This is a genomic window from Hansschlegelia beijingensis, from assembly GCF_014196425.1.
GTDB lineage: Bacteria > Pseudomonadota > Alphaproteobacteria > Rhizobiales > Methylopilaceae > Methylopila > Methylopila beijingensis.
On sequence record NZ_JACIDR010000004.1, the window covers coordinates 328,669 to 352,531 of the forward strand.

Annotated in this window: 24 protein-coding genes; 15 read left to right on the forward strand and 9 right to left on the reverse strand. The window is 69.6% G+C overall.

Going from position 1 to position 23,863, the window contains the following annotated elements:
- Window positions 1–117 precede the first annotated feature (117 nt).
- Entirely contained in the window at window positions 118–1,200 is a 1,083-nt protein-coding gene (gene hrcA, locus GGR24_RS14060; RefSeq protein ID WP_183395989.1) for a heat-inducible transcriptional repressor HrcA, read from the forward strand.
- 46 nt (window positions 1,201–1,246) lie between these two features.
- Here hrcA and GGR24_RS14065 read toward each other — a convergent pair whose 3' ends face one another.
- The gene (locus tag GGR24_RS14065) at window positions 1,247–2,575 is read right to left on the reverse strand and encodes a PQQ-dependent sugar dehydrogenase (protein ID WP_183395990.1); all 1,329 of its coding nucleotides are present in this window, start codon (window positions 2,573–2,575) and stop codon (window positions 1,247–1,249) included.
- A gap of 192 nt (window positions 2,576–2,767) precedes the next feature.
- Here GGR24_RS14065 and GGR24_RS14070 point away from each other — a divergent pair, with 192 nt between their 5' ends.
- The gene (locus GGR24_RS14070) at window positions 2,768–4,306 is read left to right on the forward strand and encodes a cation:proton antiporter (RefSeq protein WP_183395991.1); all 1,539 of its coding nucleotides are present in this window, start codon (window positions 2,768–2,770) and stop codon (window positions 4,304–4,306) included.
- Between the two features lie 10 nt (window positions 4,307–4,316).
- Here the strand turns inward: GGR24_RS14070 and GGR24_RS14075 are convergent, their stop codons facing one another.
- Window positions 4,317–5,831 carry an amidase gene (locus GGR24_RS14075; RefSeq protein WP_183395992.1) on the reverse strand — a complete coding sequence of 505 codons (1,515 nt, stop codon included), beginning with the start codon at window positions 5,829–5,831 and terminating at the stop codon, window positions 4,317–4,319.
- A 156-nt stretch (window positions 5,832–5,987) separates the two neighbouring features.
- Between GGR24_RS14075 and GGR24_RS14080 the strand changes: the two genes are divergently transcribed.
- A complete protein-coding gene (locus GGR24_RS14080) occupies window positions 5,988–6,917 on the forward strand; it encodes a LysR substrate-binding domain-containing protein (protein WP_183395993.1) in 930 nt (309 codons plus the stop codon).
- A 6-nt stretch (window positions 6,918–6,923) separates the two neighbouring features.
- Here the strand turns inward: GGR24_RS14080 and GGR24_RS14085 are convergent, their stop codons facing one another.
- From GGR24_RS14085 to GGR24_RS14105, 5 genes are all read right to left on the reverse strand, one after another.
- Entirely contained in the window at window positions 6,924–8,426 is a 1,503-nt protein-coding gene (locus GGR24_RS14085) for a sodium:solute symporter family protein (RefSeq protein WP_183395994.1), read from the reverse strand.
- Window positions 8,423–8,659 carry a hypothetical protein gene (locus tag GGR24_RS14090; RefSeq protein WP_183395995.1) on the reverse strand — a complete coding sequence of 79 codons (237 nt, stop codon included), beginning with the start codon at window positions 8,657–8,659 and terminating at the stop codon, window positions 8,423–8,425. Before GGR24_RS14090 ends, GGR24_RS14085 begins: the two co-directional genes overlap by 4 nt.
- 21 nt (window positions 8,660–8,680) lie before the next feature.
- Complete coding sequence (locus GGR24_RS14095) at window positions 8,681–9,127, reverse strand: SRPBCC family protein (protein ID WP_183395996.1); 447 nt, start codon at window positions 9,125–9,127, stop codon at window positions 8,681–8,683.
- Between the two features lie 2 nt (window positions 9,128–9,129).
- On the reverse strand, window positions 9,130–9,471 hold the full coding sequence (locus GGR24_RS14100) for an ArsR/SmtB family transcription factor (RefSeq protein WP_183395997.1): 342 nt from the start codon (window positions 9,469–9,471) through the stop codon (window positions 9,130–9,132).
- Window positions 9,472–9,532: 61 nt separating this feature from the next.
- Complete coding sequence (locus GGR24_RS14105) at window positions 9,533–10,444, reverse strand: DMT family transporter (protein ID WP_183395998.1); 912 nt, start codon at window positions 10,442–10,444, stop codon at window positions 9,533–9,535.
- 198 nt (window positions 10,445–10,642) lie between these two features.
- On the opposite strand from GGR24_RS14105, the gene GGR24_RS14110 reads away from it, so the two are divergent.
- The 12 genes from GGR24_RS14110 to GGR24_RS14165 all read left to right on the forward strand — a co-directional run bounded on the left by GGR24_RS14110 (window position 10,643) and on the right by GGR24_RS14165 (window position 20,929).
- Entirely contained in the window at window positions 10,643–11,617 is a 975-nt protein-coding gene (locus GGR24_RS14110; protein WP_183395999.1) for a DMT family transporter, read from the forward strand.
- A 94-nt stretch (window positions 11,618–11,711) separates the two neighbouring features.
- Complete coding sequence (locus GGR24_RS14115; RefSeq protein WP_183396000.1) at window positions 11,712–12,074, forward strand: DUF971 domain-containing protein; 363 nt, start codon at window positions 11,712–11,714, stop codon at window positions 12,072–12,074.
- A gap of 41 nt (window positions 12,075–12,115) precedes the next feature.
- Window positions 12,116–13,861: a fumarate reductase/succinate dehydrogenase flavoprotein subunit gene (locus GGR24_RS14120; protein WP_183396001.1), complete on the forward strand. Its 1,746-nt coding sequence runs from the start codon at window positions 12,116–12,118 to the stop codon at window positions 13,859–13,861.
- Between the two features lie 11 nt (window positions 13,862–13,872).
- Complete coding sequence (locus GGR24_RS14125; RefSeq protein ID WP_183396002.1) at window positions 13,873–14,106, forward strand: 4Fe-4S dicluster domain-containing protein; 234 nt, start codon at window positions 13,873–13,875, stop codon at window positions 14,104–14,106.
- 10 nt (window positions 14,107–14,116) lie between these two features.
- A complete protein-coding gene (locus GGR24_RS14130; protein WP_183396003.1) occupies window positions 14,117–15,079 on the forward strand; it encodes a HEAT repeat domain-containing protein in 963 nt (320 codons plus the stop codon).
- Between the two features lie 196 nt (window positions 15,080–15,275).
- Window positions 15,276–16,034: a Crp/Fnr family transcriptional regulator gene (locus GGR24_RS14135; RefSeq protein ID WP_183396004.1), complete on the forward strand. Its 759-nt coding sequence runs from the start codon at window positions 15,276–15,278 to the stop codon at window positions 16,032–16,034.
- Between the two features lie 151 nt (window positions 16,035–16,185).
- Window positions 16,186–17,610: an ABC transporter substrate-binding protein gene (locus tag GGR24_RS14140; protein ID WP_246398445.1), complete on the forward strand. Its 1,425-nt coding sequence runs from the start codon at window positions 16,186–16,188 to the stop codon at window positions 17,608–17,610.
- 3 nt (window positions 17,611–17,613) lie between these two features.
- On the forward strand, window positions 17,614–18,495 hold the full coding sequence (locus tag GGR24_RS14145) for an ABC transporter permease (RefSeq protein WP_183396005.1): 882 nt from the start codon (window positions 17,614–17,616) through the stop codon (window positions 18,493–18,495).
- Window positions 18,492–19,415 (forward strand): ABC transporter ATP-binding protein, encoded by a 924-nt coding sequence (locus tag GGR24_RS14150; protein WP_183396006.1) that lies wholly within the window; start codon window positions 18,492–18,494, stop codon window positions 19,413–19,415. Before GGR24_RS14145 ends, GGR24_RS14150 begins: the two co-directional genes overlap by 4 nt.
- Before the next feature lie 41 nt (window positions 19,416–19,456).
- Entirely contained in the window at window positions 19,457–19,795 is a 339-nt protein-coding gene (fdxA, locus tag GGR24_RS14155; RefSeq protein ID WP_183396007.1) for a ferredoxin FdxA, read from the forward strand.
- A 32-nt stretch (window positions 19,796–19,827) separates the two neighbouring features.
- Window positions 19,828–20,601, forward strand: coding sequence for a ferredoxin--NADP reductase (locus GGR24_RS14160; RefSeq protein WP_183393469.1), 774 nt, complete (start codon window positions 19,828–19,830; stop codon window positions 20,599–20,601).
- Window positions 20,602–20,788: 187 nt separating this feature from the next.
- Window positions 20,789–20,929, forward strand: a complete 141-nt coding sequence (locus GGR24_RS14165; protein ID WP_183396008.1) for a hypothetical protein — start codon at window positions 20,789–20,791, stop codon at window positions 20,927–20,929.
- 94 nt (window positions 20,930–21,023) lie between these two features.
- Here GGR24_RS14165 and GGR24_RS14170 read toward each other — a convergent pair whose 3' ends face one another.
- Together GGR24_RS14170 and GGR24_RS14175 are read right to left on the reverse strand one after the other, a co-directional pair.
- The gene (locus GGR24_RS14170; RefSeq protein WP_246398447.1) at window positions 21,024–21,833 is read right to left on the reverse strand and encodes a TorF family putative porin; all 810 of its coding nucleotides are present in this window, start codon (window positions 21,831–21,833) and stop codon (window positions 21,024–21,026) included.
- Between the two features lie 427 nt (window positions 21,834–22,260).
- Window positions 22,261–23,736, reverse strand: coding sequence for an amidase (locus GGR24_RS14175; RefSeq protein WP_183396009.1), 1,476 nt, complete (start codon window positions 23,734–23,736; stop codon window positions 22,261–22,263).
- Window positions 23,737–23,863 lie beyond the last annotated feature (127 nt).

Here is a 23,863-nt window from a genome sequence, read left to right on the forward strand (position 1 = left end):
ACGGCGTTCCTTCTGCCCTCACGGCGCGCCGGCCGCAAGCATGGCGGCGCTTGATCGCGCGAACGGCTTCCTAAATCCTGCCTGTTCACGCGCGCTACGAGGGCCTACCTCAGAGGCATGTCAATCGAACGCCCGATCACCGAAGCCAACGCAGGCATCGCGCAGCTCGACCGCAGGTCGCGCGAGATCTTCCGGCGCATCGTCGACAGCTACCTGACGACGGGCGAGCCGCTCGGCTCCCGCAACGTGTCGCGGCTGCTGTCGGTCTCGCTGTCGCCGGCCTCCGTCCGCAACGTGATGGCGGACCTGGAGGCGCTCGGCCTGATCTACGCGCCGCACACCAGCGCCGGCAGGCTGCCGACCGAGCTCGGCCTGCGCTTCTTCATCGACGCCATGATGGAGGTCGGCGAGCTGTCGCCCGACGACAAGAGCGCCATCGAACGTCAGGTCGGCGGCTCGAACCGCTCGCGGTCGGTCGAGGAGGTGCTGACCGACGTCTCCACGATGCTGTCGGGGGTGTCGCGCGGCGCCGGCGTGGTGCTGGCGGGCAAGCAGGATCCTGCCATCAAGCATATCGAGTTCGTGCCGCTCGATCCGGAGCGCGCCCTGGCGGTGCTGGTCGGCGAGGACGGCTCCGTCGAGAACCGCATCCTGCCGCTGCCGCGCGGCCTGCCGTCCTCGGTCCTGATCGAGGCGACCAACTTCCTCAACGGTCAGATGCGCGGGCGCACCCTCGGCGAAGCGCGCGAGGCGTTCGAGCAGGCGCTGTCGACCGCGCAGACCGAGCTCGACGCGCTCGCGGCGCGCGTCGTCGAGGCGGGACTGGCGAGCTGGGCCGGCGCCTCGGAGGGCGAGCCGCGCCAGCTGATCGTGCGCGGCCAGGCCAATCTGCTGGAGGACCTGAAGGCGCTCGAGGACCTGGAGCGCATCCGCCTGCTGCTCGACGACCTCGAGAGCAAGAAGGGCGTCATCGACCTGCTCGGCCGGGCGGAGGAGGGCGACGGCGTCCGCATCTTCATCGGATCGGAGAACAAGCTGTTCTCGCTGTCCGGCTCCTCGATGGTGGCGGCCCCGTTCCGGGACGGCGACCGCAAGATCGTCGGCGTGCTGGGCGTGATCGGCCCGACGCGGCTCAACTACGCCCGCATCGTGCCGATGATCGACTACACCGCGAAGGTGCTGGGCAATCTGCTGAAGTGACGCGGCGGGGGCCTGCGATCGTCCGCCCGCCGCGTCCTGGACCGGCCTAGAAGCCGGCCTGGGCGGCAGTGACGCGCCAGACCTTGTTGCCGACGTCGTCCGCGACCAGAAGCGCGCCCGCCTTGTCGATCGCGACCCCGACCGGCCGGCCCTGCGCCTCGCCCTTGTCGTTGAGGAAGCCCGTCAGCACGTCCTCGGGCGGGCCGCTAGGCATGCCGTCCTTGAACGGCACGAAGATCACCTTGTAGCCGCTCTGCGGCTGGCGGTTCCACGAGCCGTGCTGGCCGACGAAGGCGCCGTTGCGGTACCGCTCCGGGAACAGGCCGCCGGTGTTGAAGGTGAGCCCGAGCGAGGCCGTGTGCGGCCCGAGCGCGTAATCCGGAACGATCGCCTTCTCGACCAGATCCGGCCGCTGCGGCTTCACCCGCTCGTCGACATGCTTGCCGAAGTAGCTGTAGGGCCAGCCGTAGAAGCCGCCGTCCTTCACCGAGGTCATGTAGTCGGGCACGAGGTCGGACCCGATCTCGTCGCGCTCGTTGACCGCGACCCACAGCGCGCCGCTGTCGGGCTGCCAGGACGGGCCGTTCGGATTGCGCAGGCCGGAGGCGAACAGGCGCACGTTCTTGGTCGGGATGTCGACCTCGAGGATCGCGGCGCGGTCCTTCTCGGCGTCCATGCCGTTCTCGGCGACGTTCGAGTTCGAGCCGACGGTGGCGTAGAGCTTGGAGCCGTCGGGGCTCGCCACCAGATCCTTGGTCCAGTGGTGGTTGAGCGGACCGCCCGGAAGATCGACCAGCTTCTCGACCGTGGCGGTGGCCTGCTCGTCGCCCTCCTTGTAGGGCACGCTGACGATCGCGTCGGTGTTGGCGATGTAGAGCCGGTCGCCGGCGAGAGCCATGCCGAACGGCGAATTCAGGCCGGTGAGGAAGGTCTTGCGGATCTCGGCCTTGCCGTCGCCGTCGGCGTCGCGCAGCAGCGTGATGCGGTTGGCGCTCTGCACCTTGGCGCCGGCGCGCTCCATGAAGAAGCTCTGGAACCAGGCCTTGATCCCCTTGCCGTCCTCCGGTTTCGGGGGCTCGGCGGTCTCGGCCACCAGGATGTCCCCGTTGGGCAGGGCGTAGACCTTGCGCGGGTGGTCCAGTCCTTCGGCGAACTCCGTCACCTGGAAGGCGGCGCCGGCCTTGGGCGCGCCGCCGTCGGGCCAGCCGACGGCCTTGGAGACATTGACGGTCGGAAACCAGCTCTCGCGCGGCGCAGGAAGCGTGGGCTTCGGGCCGTAGCCTTCCGCGATCGGAACGGTGGCCTCGTCGCTGCATCCGCCGAGGGCGCAGCCGACCAGGCCGACGGCCAGGATCTTGGTGAGCGTGGATGTCATTGATGTCGCCTTCAGGAGCGGCCCGAAAATCGGACGGGCTGAGCCGGCGCGAAACAAGCGCCGCCGGCCCCACTCAACTGGCGCGCGCGAAAACGGGTTCCAGAAGGGTGGGCGCGTTGGTCGCGGCCTCGCCGCGCGGCGCCGGATCATCTATCGCTTTCGTGAGCCGTCCGGGCGTCTGAGGCTGCGTCCATGTCGCTGTTTGAGAGCATGCTCACGCTGATGCTGGCGGCCATCGTGCTGTTGCAGCTCTCGCGGCATCTCGCGGTGCCTTACCCGACCATGCTGGCGGTGGCCGGCGTAGGCGTCGCCGCGCTGCCCTGGGCGCCGCGCATCGCCATCGAGCCGCACCTTGCGCTCGCCCTGTTCATCGCGCCGGCGTTGCTCGACGCCGCCTTCGACTTCGCGCCGCGCGAGCTGCGCCGCCACTGGGCGCCGCTGTTCGCGCTCGCGGCCGTCGCTGTGTTGCTGACCACCGCCGCGGTCGCGACACTCTCGGTCTGGTGGGGGCTGCCGCTCGCGGCGGGGATCGCGCTCGGGGCGATCGTCGCGCCGCCCGACGCCGCGGCGGCCACCACCATCCTCCGGCAGGTCAGCCTGCCGCGCACCACCACCCTGGTGCTTCAGGGCGAAAGCCTGCTGAACGACGCCGCGGCCCTGCTGATCTTCAGCGCCGCCGTGGCGATGGCGACCACCGGGGACGGACTCGCGGGGCTCGCGCCCTGGCTGCTGCTCGCGCCGGTCGGCGGCGTCATCGGGGGCGCGCTGGCGGGCGCGGCCTATGTGGGCATCCTGCCATTGCTGGCCGGCACGCTGGGCGGCACCCTGTTCGAGTTCGTCAGCACCTTCGGGGTCTGGATCGTGGCCGAGCGGGCCGGGCTGTCGCCGATCCTGGCGGTGGTGGCCTTCGCCATGATGGTCGCTCGCGGTGCGCCGGAGCGGCATTCGCCGCGCGACCGGGTGCGTTCCTATTCGGTGTGGGAGGCGGTGGTCTTCCTGCTCAACGTCACCGCCTTCCTGCTGATGGGGCTGCAAAGCCGCGAGATCGTCAGCCGGCTGCCGGCGAACGAGCTCTGGGAGGCGGCGCTGTTCGCGCTCGCGGTGTTCGTGGTCGTAGTCGTGGTGCGCTTCGCCTGGGTGATGGGCTATGGCGCGCTCGCCCGGCTCGTCGCGCGCTGGCGCGGCCGCGGCCCGAAGCCCACCGTCGCGCAGGGGATCGCGGTCTCCTGGTGCGGCATGCGCGGGCTCGTCACGCTCGCGACGGCGCTTGCGCTGCCGCCCGGGTTTCCGGAGCGCGACCTGATCGCGCTCGCGGCCTTCGCGACGGTTCTGGGCACGCTGGTCGGCCAGGGCCTGACGCTCGCGCCGCTGATCCGCCTGCTCCGGTTCGAGCGCGACGGCGCATATGAGGAAGAGCTGACGAAGGCCCGCCTCGAATTGCTCGACGCCGGCGACGTCGCTCTGGGCGAAGGCGACGGGGAGGCGGCCCGCTGGCTGCGGCGGGAGTTCGCCGCGTCGCGGACCGCCGCGGAGGCCGGCCGCCACCCACGGGCGGAAGGCGACGCCGACGAGCTCCGCCGCGCGGTCCTGGCCGCCAAGCGCCGGCGCCTGATGGAGCTGCGTCGCCGCGGCGAGATCGGCGACGACGTGTTCCACGCGCTGGAGGAGGAGCTCGACTGGGCCGAGCTCGCCGCCTCGCCGCCGGATCGCTTCCAGGCGCTGGAGGTCTGAGCGGCCGGCCTCAGGCCGCCAGATAGGCGTGGCCGGCGCGCAGCACCGTCTGGTCGTCGAACGACCGCCCGGTGAACATCAGCCCCACCGGTAGTCCCGAGACGTCGCGGCACGGCACCGAGATCGAGGGGTGGCCGGTCAGGTCGAAGGCCGCCGTGTTGCAGACCATGTTGAGCGCCTGCGCGATGTGCTCCTCGCGGTTTGCTTCCGGGAGCGGCGGAATCTCGTGCGCCGTCTGCGGCGTGGTCGGCATCACCACGAGGTCATAGGTCTCGAACACCTTGTCGTAGACCCGCGTGAGCTGGCGGGCGAGATTCTGCGCGCGGCCGTAGAACACGCCATGGTACTGCGCGCTCATATACTCCGACATCACCACGCCAAGCTTGGCGGTCGGCGAGAAGTCGCCGCCATTGGTCTTGATGCCGCGGTTCATGGCGGACATCAGCCGGGTGTTGTACCAGCCCTTGGTGCCGTAGGCGTTGAGCCCCTGGTAGAAGGTCGCGATGCCGCCCTCGATCGCGATGCTGTTCCAGATCGCCGGCACGCGCGCGTGTTCGGGGACCGAGATCTCCTCGACCGTGGCGCCCATCTTCTCGAGATATCTGACGGCCTCGCGCACCGCCTTGTCGACTTCCTTCATCGACCAGGGCGTGCCGAAGCCTTCCTTCACCACCCCGATCCGCAGGCCCTTGATCGAGCCCGTCAGCCCGGCCGCGTAGTCGACCTTCTCGATCGCGCTCGGCTGGCGCATGTCGCGCGCGGTGTCGTCGACGCCGGCGATCACGGTCAGCAGCAGCGCCGCGTCCTCCACGGTCTTCGCCATCGGGCCGACATGGTCGATGGTGGGGTCGAACCCGGCGATGCCCGTATAGGGCACCAGGCCGTGGGTCGGCTTGTGGCCGACGATGCCGGACCATGAAGAGGGAATCCGGATCGAGCCGCCCTGGTCGCCGCCGAGCGAGATGTCGACCTGGCCGCTCGCCACCGCCGTCGCCGAGCCGCAGGACGAGCCGCCCGCGACATGCTTCTGGTTCACGGGGTTGAGCCCCGCGCCATAGGCGCTGGTGTGGCCGCCGCCCGAGAACGCGAAGTCGTCCGTGTTCAGCATCGCGGTGATGTGGCCGCCGGCCTCCAGGATGCGCGTCACCACGGTGGCGTCTGCGTCCGGGATGAAATCGTAGAGCAGCCGCGAGCCGCAGCTCGTGGGGATGCCGGCGACGCAGATCGTGTCCTTGATGCCGATCGACTTGCCCGACAGGGGGCCGGTCGCCGCGACGGCGCGCACGTCGCATGTCCGCACGACGCCGTTCAGCGGGTCCTCTTCGGGGGAGGGGCGGACGCCGGGGATGCGGACGGCGGGAACCACCGGTCGGAGGGGCTCCGGCGTCTGGTCGAGCTCGTCGTAGAGCTCGAGATTGGCAGCGACCATCTTCTCCATGACGTCGAGCTCGGCGTCGGTCAGCCGGATGTGCGAGCGCGCGCTGATCGCGCGGATGTCGTCTCGGGACGGCCGCCGCAGGGTCATGGATCGGTCCTCTCGTACTGCGCGATGGGCAAGGCTGGGGGGCCGGGCGCGCGGGCCACGACCGGGATGCGCCCGGATGGTCGTCGAGCTTTCGCAATGCAACAAATGAATTATTGAGCTACAAAACATGGCGTTTCGCCATGAACGGGGCTGGCGATGTTCGATCCGGATCTGCTGCGCGTGTTCGTGGCCGTCGCCGAATGCGGCGGCTTCAGCCGCGCCGCCGAACGGCTGAACTCGACGCAGTCCACCGTCAGCCACCAGATCAAGCGGCTCGAGCAGAAGGCCGGGCGGGTCTTCCTCAACCGGACCACCCGCACGCTGTCGCTCACCGAGGACGGCGAGATCCTGATCGGCTATGCGCGGCGCTTCCTGGCCCTGATCGAGGACGCGACCGAGCATCTCGGCTCGCCGCGGCTCGGCGGCGCGCTGCGCTTCGGCGCCTCGGAGGATTTCGCGGGACAGTGCCTGCCGGAGGTCCTCGGCCGGTTCCGCCGCATCCATCCGGACGTGCGCCTCAGCGCGGAGATCGGCGTCAGCCGCGCGCTGGTGGAGCGGCTCGGCGCCGGCGATCTGGACCTCGTGCTCGGCAAGCGGGCGGTGGGCGAGCTGGGCGGCGAACTGGTGTTCCGCGACGGGCTGGTCTGGGCGGCCGCGCCCGATCTCAGGCTCGACGCCCGCGCGCCGGTCCCGCTCGCGCTGTTTCCGCAGCCCTGCGCCTACCGGGCGGCCGCGCTCGGCGCCCTCGAAAGCGCGGGCCGGGCCTGGGATGTGGTCTACGCTTGCCCGAGCCTCGCCGGCGTGCAGGCGGCGGCCCGTTCCGGGCTCGCCGTGGCGCCTCTGGCGGAGAGCTTTCTCGGTCCGGGGCTCGTGCGGGCCGATGTAGCCGCGGCGCTGCCCAGGCTGCCGGACGTCGAATTCGCGCTCTACAGCTCCGGCCGGAGACAGATCGCCCCCGCCGCCAAGGCTTTCGGCGACCTGTGCCGCGCATGGTTCGCGCAACGTCCGGGCGGCGACGGCCTCGGCCGCCCGGAGCTTCTGATGTGGCGCAACCCCGCCGCGCGGGCGCGCGCCGGCCTCGGTTGAGGCGGCTCAGGCGGGCGCCGGCGCGCCGACCGCGCCGCGCCCACGCTTCTCCTCGATGGCTGCGAAAAGCGCCTCGACGCGGCGCCGCTCCTCCGCCGACTGCGGGATGAGGAACGCGCAGGCGAGGTAGACGAGCAGGTTCGCCGCAAGCCCGAAGCAGCCCGACGTCAGGCCATAGCCGAAGGGCAGGGCGCCCCCATAGGCGAGCTCCAGACCCACCGCCACCGCGAACCCGGCCACCATCCCGGCGAGCGCGCCCTGCTTGTTGCCGCGCTTCCAGAAGATGCCGAGGAACTGCGGCACCGCGAGCTGGATGATGCCCTGGTAGGCGAGCACCGCGAGCGAGAACAGCGCGGGCAGTTCGAGGCAGGCGAGCCACGAGGCCAGCAGGGTGATGATCAGCATCCCCACCTTGGCGACCACGATCATCGCCTTCTGGTCGAGCTCGACATAGTTGCCGACGAGGTCGTTGGCGAGCTGCGCCCCATAGGCCTGGATGTTGCCGTCGGTGTGGCCCATCGAGGCGGCGAGCAGGACCACGCCGGCGAGTCCCAGCAGCACCACCCCGCCGGCCTGCTGCGAGATCGTGAACCAGACGTCGTCGGGCTTCGCCACCGCCTCGGGGACCTGCGACGCCAGCATCCCGAAGATCAGCAGCGCAGCGCCGAACAGGAAGGTCAGCGGGGTCGCGATCGCGGCCGACTTCTTGAGGCTCTCGACGCCGTCTGCGGTGAACAGCCGGACGAAGATGTACGGCCAGCACCAGCCTCCGAGCGCGCCGGTGAAGATCAGCGCGAAAATATAGAGCGGGCCCTCGGCCGAGCCGAAGCTCGGGATCGCGTACATCCGCGGGTCGAGGCCCTGCAGCGAGCTGCCCTTCACGACCATCAGCCAGACGATCAGTCCCGCCAGCATCAGCCCGCCGCCCACATAGGCGACCATGCCCTGGACATAGTCCGAGATCACGACGCCGCGCATGCCCATGCGGACCGTCCAGATCTGGCGCACCGCGATCACCAGCACGCCCACGACCACGGCGGCGCCGAAGGACAGCCGACCGAGCGACATCGCCTGGAACAGGTTGCCGAGCGCCTGCATCCCCAGCACCAGCCACGGCAGTCCCGAGACGAGTCCGATCACCGCCGCGATCGAGCGGATGTGGCGCGAGCCGTAGCGCAGCGCGAACAGATCGGGCTGGGTCTTGAGGTCGTAGGCCTTGCCCCACAGCCAGACCGGGCGCGCCAGCACGTAGAGCAGCACGACCGTCAGCAGGCTGTAGGACAGCACGTAGAACGACATGACCCCGCTGGTGACCGACAGGGCGCCGAACGCGGTGAACATCGAACCCGGATACCAGGTGTTCAGGAACGACATCGCCTGGTAGCGCGCCCCGAAGGAGCGGCCGCCGACCGCGTAGTCCGCGAAGGAGCGGTCGTAGACGCGGTTCCTCTGGAGCACCCAGACCACATAGGCGAAGAACAGGGCGAGCAGGCCGAAGGTGACGATCATGCCGCCTGCTCTCCGTCGCGCGCGCCGCTCCAATAGGCGAACACCACGCTGGCCGAGATGCAGGCGCTCACCGCCACGAAATAGAACAGCGCCGCCGGGAGCCCGAGGATCGGCGCGACCTCGCCGTCCGCCGCCCAGTAGAGCGGCGGCGCCAGCGCGACGACCGCGTCGATCAGGAACCAGACGCGAACGATCCGTTCGCGCAGCGGAACAGGCGCGCCTCCAGCGCTCATGTCGTCTCCCCCGTTTTTTATCTAGCTGAGGACGTTCTGCAGCTTGTCGAAGCAGGTCGGCCAGTCGCCCCGATAGGCCTCCCGCACGTCCGGGCGCGCGAGGCGCCGGTGCGTGAGCGTGAGCTCGCAGCCCGCCCCGTCGAGCGGCTTCAGCTCGACGCAGAGCTCGGTCTCGACGCCCGGCAGGAGATCGAGCGGCCCTTCATAGACCCAGCTCTGCACCAGCCGCCGCCCCGGCACGATCTCGCGGTAGCGGCCGGTGATCAGATGGCGGGCGCCGTTCGGGGCGCGCGTCTCCAGCATGAAGGCGCCGCCCACGCGCAGGTCGGTCTCCGAGCGCTCGACCACGTTCGGACCGGGCGCGAGCCAGCGCCGGATCAGGTCCGGTTCGGTCCAGGCCCGAAAGGCCTCTTCGCAAGAGGATGGCAACACGCGCGTCAGCACGACCGGCGGGTCAGCGTTCGTCATTCTCAACTTTCGGGTCGCGAGGTTTGGCGCAACAGGCTGTCGAGGGCGTCGAGCCGGTCGCTCCAGAACCCCTCATAGGCCCGCACGAAGGCAGCGGCCTCCTTCAGCGGGCGCGCGTCGAGCGAGCAGAAATGCGCGCGGCCCTGAACCCTGCGGCGCAGCAGGCCGGCGCGCTCCAGGACCTTCACATGCTTCACGGCGGCGTTGAGCGACATCTCGAACGGCCGGGCGAGCTCCCCGACGGTGTGCTCGCCCGAGGCCAAGCGCGCGATCATGGCCCGACGGGTGGTGTCCGCCAGGGCGTGAAACACCTCGTCCAGGTTCGTGTGCCGATCGTCAACCATCCGGTTTATAATGCGGCGCGCCCAGGCGCCTCGCAAGACGACTTTGGGCGGGCGGGCCGGCTCAGCCGCCCGGGCGGCCGGGAGCGGCGAGGCGCTGGCGGAGGGGCTCGACGAGGGTCGCGGACAGGATCAGCGCGCATCCGAGAAGTTCGCGCGGGCCGAACGGGTCGTCCGCCAGGATCGCGGACGAGGCGAACGCGATGCCGACCTCGCACATCAGCAGCAGCATCAGCCGGGTCGGCGCGAGGCGCGCCGCGCCCCACAGGGTGAGCAGGTTCATCGGCAGGAACAGCAGCGTGCCGAGCGCCGCGGCTGGCAGGAAGGTCTCAGTCAGGCTGTCGGGCGCGGCGAGCGCGCGTTGCAGGCCGTCCGCGTTGAACAGCGCGCCGGCGAGCCAGGCCGAGAGCGTCGAGGCGACCGCCCAGGACCAGGTGCAGGCGAGGGCGCCCGGCTCCGGTCGACGGTGAATCAGGAAGGACGACAGCGCGAAAAGCGCGCCGGCCGCCAGTGCGAAGAGATCGCCGAGATTGATCCCGCCGCCTCCGCCGCCGCCCGGCCCGAGGATCACCAGTAGGCCGGCGAAGCCGAGCGCGAGCTCGAGGCCGCGCGTCAGGCCGATCGGCCTGCGGAGGGCGACGAACTCGATCAGCGTGGTCCAGGCCGGCGCGAGATAGAACAGCAGGGTGGCGCGCGCGACGGTCGTGGTCGTGACGCCGAGATAGTAGCAGGTCATCGCGACGCCGCCGGTCAGCCCGATCCAGCCGAGCGCGCGCCAGTGGCCGGCGAGCCGATTTCGCGCGCGCCAGATCAGGGGGCCGAGCGCGAGCGACAGCACGCCGAACATCACCACCACGGCCCAGTCGGGGTCGAGCCCGCGCTCCTGCAGGACGCGCATCGGGTACCAGGCGGTTCCCCAGAACAGCGTCGACAACGCCACCGCGAGCGTGGGCGACATCAGGCGTCCGGCCCGCATTTCCTCTGATCCCGCCAAATCCAAGGCGCGCCTCTTGGCACGCCGCCGAGCCCAAGTCGACGGGCGCGAAAGCCGCGCCGCGGCGCGGTCGGCGGCGCCCGAAAGGCCGCTCCGGCAACTAATTGCTGTCCTTCGCAGGCGCAGCGCGATTGCTTGCGCGCCGTTCCGGCGGCTCTCGCGCCGGCCGGGAGGCTCCCCTTGCGCCACGCGGCTTTGCGCCCATCCGTCCATTCGCTCGCGCTGCCGGACGAGCGCGCCTTGATCCGCGCGGGCGTTGGGGCGGCGTGCCTGCTGGTCGCTTCGGCCAGCTGGGGCTTCAACTGGCCGGCCATCAAGGTGATCTCGCTCGAGACGCCGCCGATGTTCGCGCGCGGGCTCGCCGCGACGGCGGCCGCCGCGCTGCTGTTAGGGCTCGCGGCGCTGCGGCGCGACCGGCTGCTGCCGGCGCCTGCGCAGTGGCGGCCGCTGGCGTGGCGGTCCTTCACCAACGTGTTCGCCTGGATGGGTTTTTCAGCGCTGTCGATCCAGTGGATACGGCCGTCCGAAGGGGCGCTGCTGGTCTACACCATGCCGCTCTGGGCGATGCTGCTGTCCTGGGCGATCGAGGGCGTCCGCCCGACCGCCGGCGCGCTCGCCGCGCTCGCGATCGCGGCCGTCGGCGTGACGGTGATCCTCGGCGGCTCGGGTCTGGAGCTGACCGCGGCCCGGCTTCCAGGCGTGCTGTTCGCGGTCGCGGCCGCGGCGCTGTTCGGGCTCGGCGCGGTGACGGCGCGCCGGCCCCTCGCGCTGCCGGCCCTGACCGCGACCGCGTGGCAGCTCGCCCTCGGCGGGGTCGCGCTCGCGGCCGCGTCGCTCGCCTGCGAGACGCAGCCGGCCGCGCCGCTGTCCGCCGCAGGCGTGTGCGCCTGGGTCTATATGGCGCTCGGGCCGATGGCGGTCGGCTACCTCGCCTGGTTCGCCGCGGTGCGGGCGCTGCCGGCCTCGGTCGCTGCGACCGGCATGCTGATGGCGCCGCTTTGGGCGGCGGTCGGTTCCTTCCTGGTGTTGGGCGACCGTTTCACCGCCGTGGAGGCGCTGGGCTTCGCGGCGACGCTGGGCGGCGTCGCGCTCGCGCTCGCGCCCGGCCTGCGCCGGTCCGCGGCGCCTCCGCGCGCCGAGCCCGTCTCGGCCTGAGGACGGCTCTGGCAATGCGCCCGGAGCGGCAACTAATTGCTGTCGGGGACAGGACTTTGCGGGTCTTTTCGAAGGACGCGAAAGGGCCTGGCACATGCAGCATCCACTCCAAGACATCGCGGCGCAGCAGCCTCCGTTCGACCCGGCCGACGCGCCCGTCGAGGCGGTGCTGGCCCGCGGCGGTCGTGCGCTGCGGATGAGCTGGGCCGACGGCTCCTCGGCCGCAGCGCCCGCCGAGACGCTCCGGCTGCGCTGCCGCTGCGCCTGGTGCACCCGGGCGCGCGTCGACGGCCGTTTCCCGGACGCCTTCGCGGACGCGGCGATCACCGCGGTGGAGCCGATGGGCGGCTACGCGGTGCACCTGACCTTCGCCGACGGCCACGACCGCGGGATCTTTCCCTGGACCTACCTCCGCAGCCTCGCCCGCGAGGCGTCGCCGCCCGCGCAGGCCGCCTGACCCCGCATTCCAAGCGATCAACAGACGGAATGACCTCGACCATGAGCGCAAGCGACATCAAGACCGAGATCGTCGAGACCGACCTGCTCGTCATCGGCGGCGGCACCGGCGGTCCGATGGCGGCGATCAAGGCCAAGGAGGCCAATCCCGGCCTTCGCGTGCTCCTGATGGAGAAGGCGAACGTCAAGCGCTCCGGCGCGATCTCGATGGGCATGGACGGGCTGAACAACGCGATCGTGCCCGGCTACGCCACCCCCGAGCAGTACGTGAAGGAGATCACCGTCGCCAATGACGGGATCGTCCACCAGAAGGCCGTGATGGCCTATGCGCAGGGCTCCTTCCCAATGATCCAGTACCTCGACCGGCTCGGGGTGAAGTTCGAGAAGGACGGCTCCGGCGAATACAACATGCGCAAGGTCCACCACATGGGGACCTACGTTCTGCCGATGCCGGAAGGCCACAACGTCAAGAAGGTGCTGTACCGGCAGCTGCGCCGCCTGCAGGTCTCTGTCACCAACCGCTACATGGCGACCCGGCTGCTGAAGTCCGCGGACGGCCGCATCGCCGGGGCGGTGGGCGTCAACACCCGCACCTCCGAGTTCCTGGTGGTGAAAGCCAAGGCCGTGGTGCTCGCCTGCGGCGCCGCCGGCCGTCTGGGCCTGCCGGCCTCCGGGTACCTGTTCGGCACCTATGAGAACGCGGCGAACTGCGGCGACGGCTACGCCATGGCGTATCACGCCGGCGCCGAGCTCGCGAACCTCGAATGCTACCAGATCAACCCGCTGATCAAGGACTACAACGGGCCGTCCTGCGCCTATGTCACCGGCCCGTTCGGCGGATACACGGCGAACAACAAGGGCGACCGCTTCATCGAGTGCGATTACTGGTCGGGCCAGATGATGCTGGAGTTCTGGCGCGAGCTCCAAAGCGGAAACGGCCCGGTCTACCTGAAGATGGACCACCTCGCCGAGGAGACCATCTCGGAGATCGAGACCATCCTGCACACCAATGAGCGGCCGTCGCGCGGCCGTTTCCATGCGGGCCGGGGCAACGATTACCGCAAGCGTCCCGTGGAGATGCACATCTCCGAGATCGGCTTCTGCTCCGGGCACTCCGCCTCGGGCGTCTGGGTGGACGAGAACGCCCGCACCACGGTCCCCGGTCTCTACGCCGTCGGCGACATGGCGAGCGTGCCGCACAACTACATGCTCGGCGCCTTCGTGAACGGCGGCATCGCGGGCGCCGACGCCGCCTCCTATTGCGAGAGCGTCGACATGGCCGCCTATGACGAGGGCTACCTGGCCGCCGAGCAGGAGCGCGTGCTCGCCCCCACCCGCCGCGACGACGGGCTTACGCCGCACGAGATGGAGTTCAAGACGAGGCGTCTCGTGAACGACTATCTCGAGCCGCCCAAGGTCACCGCCAAGATGGAGATCGGCCAGCGCCGCTTCGCCGAGATCCGCGAAGACCTCGGGCAGCTCTGCGCCACCGATCCGCACGAGCTGCATCGCGCGCTGGAGATGCAGTCGATCCTCGACTGCGCCGACATGGCGGCCGCGGCCTCGCTCTACAGGACCGAGAGCCGCTGGGGCTTCTATCACCTGCGGGTCGACCACCCGGAGACCAATGACGACGAGTGGTTCTGCCACACGATGCTGTTCAAGGACGAGTTCGGCCGCATGTCGCACCGCAAGCGCGAGGTCGCGCCTTACGTCGTGCCGGTGGAGGCGGATGAGATGGCCGCCTACCACCAGCTCCGCGTCAAGACGCCGGTCGCGGCCGAGTAAGGAGAGATCAATTGCCGATCATCACCCAGCAGAAAAGCGCGGCCGTCGTCATCGACGACGCCAAGTGCATCGCCGAAAAAGGCTGCACCGTCTGCGTCGACGTCTGTCCGCTCGACATTCTCGCGATCGATGACGGTCGCAAGAAAGCTTACATGAAGTACGACGAGTGCTGGTACTGCATGCCGTGCGAGGCCGACTGCCCGACCGGCGCCGTGAAGGTCAACATCCCCTATCTGCTGCGCTGAGGAGGAAGCGATGCCGCCTTTCGATCCGTTCGGCGACGATCTCGCGGATCTCAAGGAGCGGGCCACCGATCCCGATCCGGGCATCCGCCGCGTCGCGATGATGGAGCTCGCCGAGGAGGTCGGCCCGGACGCCAAGGTCCTGCTGCTGAGCGGCCTCGCCGATCCCGACCCGGAGGTCAGGGCGGCGGCCGCCAAGGCGCTCGACGAGCATGACGGCCCGGACGTCGTCGAGGGCCTCGTGAGCTCGCTCGAGGACCCTGACGCTGCGGTGCGGCAGAACGCGGCCGAGGCGCTCGCGGAGAAGAAGGAGCCGTCCTGCGGCCCGCTTCTGATCGATCGCGCCCAGCATTCCGATCCGTTCGTCCAGGCGGCGGCGCTGCGCGCGCTGCGCGAGCTCACCCTTCCGGACGCGCTCGCGGCGGCTCTGAAGGCGCTGCAGAACGACAGCGCCGAAGTTCGCCGCGAAGGGCTCGGGGTGATCGGCTGGCTGAAGGCCGAGGAGGCGCTGCCGGCGCTGATCGCGACCGCCGCCGACCCGGACCCGTCCGTGCGGCGCGCCACCATGTCGGCGCTGGTGTTCGTGCGACCGGGCGGCCGGGGCGCGGCCGCGCTGGTCGCAGGGCTCGGCGACCCGCACTGGCAGGTGCGCGAGGAGGCCGCCGCTTCGATCGCCAAGATCCGGCTGCCCGAGGCCACCGTGCAGCTGATCCAGGCGATGGGCGACGAGGTCTGGCAGGTGCGGGTGAAGGCCGCGAACGCCCTCGGACGCCTGAAAGCCGCGAGCGCGATCGAGGCGCTCGGGGCCAACCTCGACAACGAGACCAGCAATGTCCGCAAGGAGTGCGCGGCCGCGTTGGGCGAGATCGCGGCGCCGCAGGCCCTGCGCTGGCTCGAACAGGCCATGGACGATCCGGACCCCGATGTCCGCAAGTTGATCCGCTGGGCGATCGGCCGCTGCCAAGAAGCGGTCTGATCACAAGCGCGGCGCGACAATAAAGCCGGCTCCCGAAAGGGAGGCCGGCTTTCTCGCGTCCGGCGCCCGGCGCCGCCGCAGCTGCGGCGATCTTTGTGACTTTGAATTAGAAACATTCCGTGCTTCGCTGCAGCGCACAGTAGATGAAGCAGGGGAACGACCTTTGGCCATCCCGCAGGCTTCCTGGCCGCCCTTGATGTCTCGCTCGCCTGAGGCGCCGCCGCCCGCGGCCGCGCTGCTGCTGTCGGACGGCGAGCCGAACATCCGCGTGCCGGACCGCGCTCGCCAGCGCCCGATCCTGGAGCAGCTGTCGCCGCAGGAGCGCGACGTCGTCGTCTCGCGCGGCCGCAAGAAAGTGCTGAACCGCGGCGCCACGCTGTTCAGCCAGGGCTCGCCGCATGACGGCATCTATCTGATCGAGTCCGGCCGGATCCGCGTGTTCTACGCCGCGCCCTCGGGCCGCGAGATCACGCTGGCCTACTGGTACCCCGGCAACTTCGTCGGCGGCCCGGAGATCTTCGGTGGCGGCCCGCATGTCTGGTCTGGCGTCGCGTCCTGCAATTCGAGCGTGCTGCACCTCTCGGGGGCCGCGCTGCGGGAGCTGGTCGTCACCATCCCGGCGCTCGCGCTCGGCGTGATCGACGGGCTGGTGTTCAAGGGCAAGTGCTACTCCACCATGGCGCAGATGCTCGGCACCCGCTCGATCACCGAGCGGCTGGCGCATCTGCTGCTCCACCTCGCCGATCTCTACGGGGTCGAGGAGGAGGACGGCGGCGTGCTGATCGCGGCGAGCTTCACCCATGCGGATCTGGCCCATCTGGTGGGCGCGACCCGGCAATGGGTCACGATCAGCCTCAAGCGCTTCGCCGAGCGCGGGATCGTGTCCGCGACCCGCTCCGATCTGGTGATCCGCCGGCCGGACATGCTGCTCGCCATGCGCAACGGCGAAGCCTGACGGCGCCACCTGCTTCCTTTCTGGGCACGCAAAGGATTTTAGCAACTAATCGACCGCGCGCCGCGGTCTTCAATTGAACGGGCGGCGCCGCGCCTCAATGATCTGACCGTCGGACCCGAGCTGACGTCCTGATCTTGCAACGAGGTGAGCGATGATGGGATCCTGGAAAAAGCGCTGCGCCGTTTCCGCCGCCGCGCTGATCGCCGCGGCGGGCATTGGGCTTCCGGGCGCGGCGGCGGCCGCAGAGACGCTGACGATCGGCGTCGGCACCCAGGACACGACCACCAACACGGCGACCACCGGCGTCGTGATCCGAGAGCTCAAGCTGTTCGAGAAGCGCTTGCCGCGGGACGGCAGGTACAAGGACGTGACCTACGATCTGCAGTGGCAGAACTTCACCTCCGGCCCGCCCGTCACCAACGGCATGATGGCCGGCAAGCTGCACTTCGGCGGCATGGGCGACTACCCGCTGGTGGTCAACGGCTACACCTTTCAGAACAATTCCGAGAGCAAGTCGCAGCTGATCGCGATCGCGGCGTACAACCTCGCCGGCTCGGGCAACGGCGTGGTGGTCAACAAGGACAGCCCGTATTTCTCGCTGCAGGACCTCAAGGGCAAGGTCGTCAGCGTGCCGTTCGGCTCCGCCGCGCACGGCATGATGCTCAAGGCGATGCGGGACGCTGGCCTGCCCAACGACTTCTTCACGCTGGTCAGCCAGAGCCCCGAGGTCGGGGCGACCAATCTGAGGGAGAACAAGATCGACGCGCACGCCGATTTCGTGCCCTTCGCCGAACTGCTGCCGTTCCGCGGCTTCGCCCGCAAGGTGTTCGACGGGCTGCAGACCAACCTGCCGACCTTCCATGGCGTCGTGGTGCGCACCGATTTCGCCGAGAAGCATCCGGAAGTCGTCGACGCCTATCTGCAGGCGGTCCTCGACGCCGAGGCCTGGGTGAAGGAAGACCCCAAGCGCGCCGCCGAGATGATCTCGAAGTGGACCGGCACGGACAAGGAGGTCGTCTACATCTTCCTCGGCCCGGGCGGCATCATGACGATCGACCCGACGCTCAAGCAGCCGCTGATCGACGCCGCGAAGGAGGACGTCAAGGTTCTCCAGGGCCTCGGCAGGATGAAGGAGTTCGACGTCGGTCCGTGGGTGAACGACAAGTTCATCCGCGCCGCCTTCAAGGAACGCGGCCTCGACTATGACGAGCGGCTCGCCTCGACGGCCAATTACGAGGTCAAGGGCGAAGACGCGTTCTGCAAGAAGCCGGTGACCGAGCCCCGCAAGGCGGGCGAGATCTGGATCAAGGACGGCGACATCCAGCCGTTCTCGAGCGCCGCCTGCACGCTCGCGGCCTTCAGCGACTTCAGGGCGAAGGGGGTGGCGGTGAACGTCGCCTATGTGTTCGACGCCGGCCGCGGGATCAAGCTGTTCGCCGACAAGGCTTTCTACGTGACCGGCGATGACGCCGAGCTCGCGCCCTTCATGCTCAAGGCCGACGCGGAGGCCTATGCGGCGAAGTCGGGCGGCAAGGTCGTGAGCTTCGAAGACGCGCTCGCGGCGGCGAAAGGCTGAGCGATGAGCAATGTGATGGCCTCGAACGTCCTCGCCCCGGCGGCGCCGCTGCCGCAAGCCGGCGCAGCGCGAACGGCCGAGCCTCAGGCCCCTTCGCGCTCCGTTCGCTGGCTTCACGACCTGCCGGTGCGGTCCGCTCTGGTGGGCGCGGCGTCGATCGCGCTGTTCGTCCTGGCCTGGCATGTGGCGACGACCTGGAAGCTCGACCTCTACGTCCGCTTCATGAACGTGCCGACGCCGGCGGACGTGCTGGCGAGCGCCGAGGCCGCCTGGGGCTCGCCGACCTTCGGCAGCCATCTGCTGATGAGCTGCCGGCGGATCGCCTACGGCTTCGCGCTCGCGGCCCTGGTGGCGATCCCGCTCGGGTTGCTGATGGGCCGGTTCAGGCTGCTGCGCGAGATGGTGTTCCCGGTCTCAGAGGTGCTGCGGCCGATTCCGGCGATCGCCTGGGTGCCGATGTCGATCATGCTGTGGCCGACCAACGAGCAGTCGATCGTCTTCATCACCTTCCTGGGCTCGTTCTTCCCGATCCTGCTCAACACGCTGCACGGCATGGCGACCGTGGACCCGGTCCTGGTGCGCGCCGCGCGCTGCCTCGGCGCCCGCGAGGCGGCCGTGTTCCGGGAGGTCTATCTGCCGGCGACGCTGCCGCAGATCTTCACCGGGCTGACGGTGGGCATGGGGGTCGCATGGGTGTCGCTGATCGCGGCCGAGATGATCTCCGGCCAGTTCGGCATCGGCTACTTCACCTGGGAGGCCTACAGCCTCGTCCAGTATCCGGACATCGCCCTCGGCATGATCGCGATCGGGGTGCTCGGCCTCGCCTCGAGCTGGACCATCCGCCTGCTCGGCCGCCTCGTCATGCCCTGGAGCCCCGCCCGATGAGCGTCACCTCCCTGAAGGCGCGGGTCGCCAGGGCCGGGCAGGCGCAGCCGCCCCTCGACGCCCGCAGTGAGCGCCAGGGCCGCATCGAGATCGAGGATTTCGGCCTGCGCTACAAGACGCCGACAGGCTTCACCGAGGCGGTGACGGGCGTGTCGCTCACCGTCGAGCCGGGCGAGTTCGTGTCCATCATCGGGCCCTCCGGCTGCGGCAAGTCCACCATGCTGAACGCGCTCGCGGGCTTCCTGAAGCCGACCAGCGGCTCGGTCAGGGTCGACGGCAAGCCGGTCGACGGGCCGGGGGCCGACCGCGGCATGATCTTCCAGCAATATTCGCTGTTCCCCTGGAAGACCGTGCGCCAGAACGTCGAGTTCGGGCTGAAGATGAAGGGCGTCGAGGCCGCCGAGCGTCAGCGCCAGGCGCGGACCCTTCTCGGCCTCGCCGGTCTCTCCCAGTTCGAGGACCACTATCCGGAGGCGCTGTCCGGCGGCATGAAGCAGCGCGTCGGCATCGTGCGCGCGCTCGCCACCGGCCCGCGGATCCTGCTGCTCGACGAGCCGTTCGGCGCGCTCGACGCCCAGACCCGGCTGATCATGCAGCAGATCCTCACCAACATGTGGCAGCGGCTGAAGATCTCGGTGCTGTTCGTGACCCACGACATCGACGAGGCGATCTTCCTGTCGGACCGGGTCTACGTGATGACGGCGCGGCCGGGCTCCATCAAGGCCGAGATCGCCGTGCCGCTCGCCCGTCCGCGCGAGCCGGCGGTGATCATGTCCTCGGAGTTCCTGGCGCTTCGACGGGGGCTGATGAGCCTGATCCGCGAGGAGAGCCTCAAGGCGATGGGCGGCGAGATCAACGCGGACGCCCTGAAGGGGCTCGCCACGAACTTCGACAACAACGATCTGGCGCGCTCGCTCTGACAGGCTGAGCGCCTCTCCGCCCACATGAGGACTGAAGCCCGATGACCTATGTCGTCACGGAGAACTGCATCCGCTGCAAATACATGGACTGCGTCGAGGTGTGCCCGGTCGACTGCTTCTATGTCGGCGAGACGATGCTGGTGATCGCGCCCGACGAGTGCATCGACTGCGGCGTGTGCGAGCCCGAATGCCCTGCAGCCGCGATCAGGCCCGACACCGAGCCCGGCATGCAGGGCTGGGCGGCGTTCAACGCCAAATACGCCGCGCTTTGGCCGAACGTGACCGAAAAGGCCGAGCCGCCCGCCGACGCCCGGGACTGGGACGGGGCGCCCGGCAAGCTCGAGGCGGCCTTCGGGGCGGCCGATCCCGCCATCGCCTGAGCCAGGCCCCCGAACTCCTCGAGGACACTCCGATGAGCAAGTATCTGGAAGAGCGCGTGACGCATGTGCATCACTGGACGGAGACGCTGTTTTCGTTCCGCACGACGCGCGACCCGTCGTTCCGCTTCCGCAATGGCGAGTTCACGATGATCGGGCTCGAGGTCGAGGGCCGTCCTCTGACGCGGGCCTATTCGGTGGTGAGCGCGAACTATGACGAGGAGCTCGAGTTCTTCTCGATCAAGGTTCCGGACGGGCCGCTGACGTCGCGTCTGCAGCACCTGAAGGTCGGCGACCCGATCCTGATCGGCAAGAAGCCGACCGGCACGCTGGTGCTGGACAATCTGATGGCGGGCCAGAACCTCTATCTGCTCGGCACCGGCACGGGGCTCGCGCCCTTCCTGTCGATCATCAAGGACCCCGAGACCTATGAGCGGTTCGAGAAGGTCGTCCTGGTGCACGGCGTGCGGCAGGTGGCCGAGCTCGCCTATGGGGACACGATCACGCAGGGGCTGCCGCAGGACGAGCATCTCGGCGAGATGATCTCGGCGGGGCTGGTGTATTACCCGACCGTGACCCGTGAGCCGTTCCGCAACACCGGGCGGATCACCGACCTGATGCGCTCGGGCCGGCTGTTCTCCGATGTCGGGCTGCCGATGATGTCGAAGGAGCGCGACCGCTTCATGCTGTGCGGCAGCCCCGAGATGATCCGCGACACGCGCGCGCTGCTGATCGAGGGCGGCTACCAGGAGGGCAACCACGGCGAGGCCGGCCACTTCGTGATCGAGAAGGCCTTCGTGGAGAAATGACCGCCCGGCGCTGAAGCCGGGCCTCTGCGAAGGCCGGGCGCGGATCTTGCAACGCGCTCCCCATGTTCGCGCCGCCGCTCTTCAAACCTCCCCGTCAGCCACGGCCCCCGGGTCAGGCCGGGCCTCGCCGTTTCCACCGGGCCGTGCGGGCATGATCGGCGCCTGTCTCATGGGACTCGCCGGGGCCATGCTGCTTCTCGGCGAGCTCGCGCGCCGGCGCGAGGCGCCGTGGCTGACCCGAAGCGATGCGTTCGAGGCCGGTTACGCCGCGGTCGCGGGTCTATGCGCCGCCGGCGGGCTCTTCATGATGCTGCCGCCGCCGGGCTGAGCCGCGTCTAGACGCTCAAGGCCGCTTGCCGCAATGCGAAACGCCGCGCCCGGGGCGCGGCGTTTCTGCTTGTCTGGCCGAACCGGAGGCCGGTTTACTTGATCTTGGAGAGCGAGGTGTCGAAGGACAGCGAGACCAGGAACCGGTCTCCGCAGGAGCCGCGCTGCCCGATCGTCAGGACGCATTCGGTGCGGGACAGGTTCGCCCCGGTGTAGCGCAGGTCGAGCGTGGCGGCCTTGTAGGAGACGCCGCCGCCGAGGTTCCAGAAGGTGTAGTCGGGGGCGAAGCCCTCCTTCACCCAGTTCCGGCCGAGTTCGCCCGAGACGTAGAGGCTGAGATCCGGGTTCGGCAGCAGGCCCGGAAAGGCGACCTTGCCGAACAGCGAGGCGTGGCCGGCGTCGACGTTGTAGCCGATATAGCTGCTGGTCCAGTAGACGTTGGCGCCGATGGTGATGTTGTCGGTGACCGCGTATTTCGCGATGCCGTAGATCTTCCAGAAGTCGAGATCGTGGCCGCCCTTCTGGCCGACATAATTGATGTCGAGATAGCCGACGTCGAGGGTGAGGCGGTCGAAGGTGTGGCGGACGCCGGCGTACCAGTCGGCTTCGATCGAGGGATCGTTGCCGCCGAAGTCGACATTGGAGGCCCACGCGCCGGCGTAGACCCAGTCGAACAGCGAGATTTCGGCGTAGCCCTGGATGGCCATGCGCCCGCGGGTCTGGCTGACCGAGCGCAGGATGTAGTCGTTGGCGCCCTTCACCCCGAAGGCCACGTCCCAGATCGTCGGCTCCGCCGCCACAGGCTCGGCCACCAGGATGTCCGCCGCATGGGACGGAGCGGACATCGCGAAGCAGGTCGCGCCGACCCCGAAGGCGACGCAGGTCGCACGCAGAAGGTTTTTCATTTCGCTGTCCCCGAAGACGTTTACGAGACCAAGTAGGCCCGGGCGTGTTCTCGTGAACAACTTGATTCTCACTTTATATCGCAGCGCAATAACAAGTATTGCAGAATTATCACAGGCGAGTGAGCGCTAATAACTGAGCAACGTCGCTCAAAAAGTAGCCGGTTCGGCTGGTCCGTTCGCCCTCAGCCGAGCAAATCAGGGCGTCTAGCGGATCGCGCGTGATCAAAAATTGAACCGCTAGACGTCGTGGCCGGCTGCCTGCGAAAGCGTCACTGGCGCGTCCGGTGGCCGCCGGCGCTCCCGCGCAACCGTGGCTTGCGCTCGCAGCTGCGGTCGCAGGCCGGCGCGGCGTCGGCATGGCCCCGGGGATGGCCGGGAGCGCGCAATCGCCGCCGGACGAAAGGCCGGCGAAGCGGGCAGGGGACCCTCAGGTCGCGCGTGGGGCCGCGGCCTCATAGGCGGCGGCGATGCGCAGCAGGTCGAGGTCGCCGCGCGGACGCCCGATCAGCTGGATCCCCATCGGACGGCCGTCGGGCGCAAAGCCCGCCGGCACGTTCACAACGGGGAAGCCGGTCATCGAGCCCGGAGCCGCGACCTCGAACCAGCGGTGGTAGCTGTCCATCGCGACGCCCGCGATCTCTTTCGGCCAGTCCTGCTCGACCGGGAAGGGAAAGACCTGCGCGCTCGGCAGCGCGAGGGCGTCGAAACGCGACAGAAGGTCGAGCGCGACTTCGCGCCAGCGTGACCGGACGAGCGCCGCCGTCGCGACGTCGTCGGCCGAGAGCCTGGCGGCCTCCGTGATCTCCCACTGCAGCTCGGGCTTGAGCGCGGCGTAGCGCGCCGGGTCTCGGCGATAGTCGCCATGGCTCACCAGCGCGGCTAGGCCGCGCAGCGCCACGAAGGAGCGCCACAGGGCGGCGAAGTCGAAGGCGGGGAGGGCGGGCTCCGTGCGCCATCCGGCCGGCTCCATCGCGCCGAGCGCCGCCTCGCAGAGCGCCAGCACGCCGGGCTCCATCGGCAGCCGGCCGCCCAGATCCCCGAGCCAGGCGATGCGCGGCCGCAGGGACTGGGCGCCGTCCAGCCGGTCCTCATAGCGAAAGCCCTCGTCGGCGCTCGCGATCGGCGAGCGGGCGTCGTAGCCGGCCATGACCGAGAGCATCAGCGCGAGATCGGCGACGCTGCGCGCCATAGGGCCGTCGGTCGAGAACTGCCCGAAGAAAGCGTCCTTCGCGGGCACGTTCGGCACGCGGCCGAGCGAGGGCCGGAAGCCGAAGATGTTGTTGAAGGCGGCCGGGTTGCGCAGCGAGCCGCCGAAATCGGAGCCGTCCGCGACCGGCAGCATGCCGAGCGCCAGCGCGACGGCGGCCCCGCCGCTCGAGCCGCCGGCGCTGAGCGCCGGAAGGAAGGCGTTGCGGGTGCGCCCGAACAGCGTGTTGTAGGTGTGTGAGCCGAGCCCGAACTCGGGCGTGTTGGTCTTGCCGATCACGATCGCGCCGGCGGCGCGGACGCGCGCGACCGTGAGGCTGTCCTCCTCGGGCGTGAAGTCGGCGAACAGCGGCGATCCGAAGGTCGTGCGCAGACCGGCGGTCGGCTGCAGGTCCTTGAAGGCGACCGGAACGCCGGCGAGCGGTCCGGGCGTCTCGCCGCGCGCCCGCGCGGCGTCGCATGCGCGCGCCTCCGCCAGGATGTCGTCGCGGTCCCGCAGGGTCACGATGGCGTTGTAGGTGGGGTTCTGCGCCGCGATCTGGTCGAGAAAGGCCTCTGCGACCTCGACGGAGGAGACCCTGCGTTCGGCCAGCATGCGCGCAAGGGCGGACGCGCCCTGCCGGCAGATCTCCGGCGCCGGCGCGTCCGGCGAGACAAGCGCGCCGCTGGCGGCGAAGGCGGGGCGGGGGAGGGTCATCGGGCGCGCCTCGTGATGGACGCTTCAGCCATGCCGTTTTTGTTTCTGTCTGTCATGTGCTGGAACGACGAAAGCCCGCCAGCTTTTGTGCTGTGCGGGCTTTTTGTTTGGTTGCGGGGACAGGATT

Bases quoted from the DNA above. Each gene is read 5' to 3' on its own strand.
- hrcA (WP_183395989.1), top strand. From the start codon at position 118: ATGTCAATCGAACGCCCGATCACCGAAGCCAACGCAGGCATCGCGCAG.
- GGR24_RS14065 (WP_183395990.1), bottom strand. From the start codon at position 2,575: ATGACATCCACGCTCACCAAGATCCTGGCCGTCGGCCTGGTCGGCTGC.
- GGR24_RS14070 (WP_183395991.1), top strand. From the start codon at position 2,768: ATGTCGCTGTTTGAGAGCATGCTCACGCTGATGCTGGCGGCCATCGTG.
- GGR24_RS14075 (WP_183395992.1), bottom strand. From the start codon at position 5,831: ATGACCCTGCGGCGGCCGTCCCGAGACGACATCCGCGCGATCAGCGCG.
- GGR24_RS14080 (WP_183395993.1), top strand. From the start codon at position 5,988: ATGTTCGATCCGGATCTGCTGCGCGTGTTCGTGGCCGTCGCCGAATGC.
- GGR24_RS14085 (WP_183395994.1), bottom strand. From the start codon at position 8,426: ATGATCGTCACCTTCGGCCTGCTCGCCCTGTTCTTCGCCTATGTGGTC.
- GGR24_RS14090 (WP_183395995.1), bottom strand. From the start codon at position 8,659: ATGAGCGCTGGAGGCGCGCCTGTTCCGCTGCGCGAACGGATCGTTCGC.
- GGR24_RS14095 (WP_183395996.1), bottom strand. From the start codon at position 9,127: ATGACGAACGCTGACCCGCCGGTCGTGCTGACGCGCGTGTTGCCATCC.
- GGR24_RS14100 (WP_183395997.1), bottom strand. From the start codon at position 9,471: ATGGTTGACGATCGGCACACGAACCTGGACGAGGTGTTTCACGCCCTG.
- GGR24_RS14105 (WP_183395998.1), bottom strand. From the start codon at position 10,444: ATGCGGGCCGGACGCCTGATGTCGCCCACGCTCGCGGTGGCGTTGTCG.
- GGR24_RS14115 (WP_183396000.1), top strand. From the start codon at position 11,712: ATGCAGCATCCACTCCAAGACATCGCGGCGCAGCAGCCTCCGTTCGAC.
- GGR24_RS14120 (WP_183396001.1), top strand. From the start codon at position 12,116: ATGAGCGCAAGCGACATCAAGACCGAGATCGTCGAGACCGACCTGCTC.
- GGR24_RS14130 (WP_183396003.1), top strand. From the start codon at position 14,117: ATGCCGCCTTTCGATCCGTTCGGCGACGATCTCGCGGATCTCAAGGAG.
- GGR24_RS14135 (WP_183396004.1), top strand. From the start codon at position 15,276: ATGTCTCGCTCGCCTGAGGCGCCGCCGCCCGCGGCCGCGCTGCTGCTG.
- GGR24_RS14140 (WP_246398445.1), top strand. From the start codon at position 16,186: ATGATGGGATCCTGGAAAAAGCGCTGCGCCGTTTCCGCCGCCGCGCTG.
- GGR24_RS14145 (WP_183396005.1), top strand. From the start codon at position 17,614: ATGAGCAATGTGATGGCCTCGAACGTCCTCGCCCCGGCGGCGCCGCTG.
- GGR24_RS14150 (WP_183396006.1), top strand. From the start codon at position 18,492: ATGAGCGTCACCTCCCTGAAGGCGCGGGTCGCCAGGGCCGGGCAGGCG.
- fdxA (WP_183396007.1), top strand. From the start codon at position 19,457: ATGACCTATGTCGTCACGGAGAACTGCATCCGCTGCAAATACATGGAC.
- GGR24_RS14160 (WP_183393469.1), top strand. From the start codon at position 19,828: ATGAGCAAGTATCTGGAAGAGCGCGTGACGCATGTGCATCACTGGACG.
- GGR24_RS14165 (WP_183396008.1), top strand. From the start codon at position 20,789: ATGCTGCTTCTCGGCGAGCTCGCGCGCCGGCGCGAGGCGCCGTGGCTG.
- GGR24_RS14170 (WP_246398447.1), bottom strand. From the start codon at position 21,833: ATGAAAAACCTTCTGCGTGCGACCTGCGTCGCCTTCGGGGTCGGCGCG.
- GGR24_RS14175 (WP_183396009.1), bottom strand. From the start codon at position 23,736: ATGACCCTCCCCCGCCCCGCCTTCGCCGCCAGCGGCGCGCTTGTCTCG.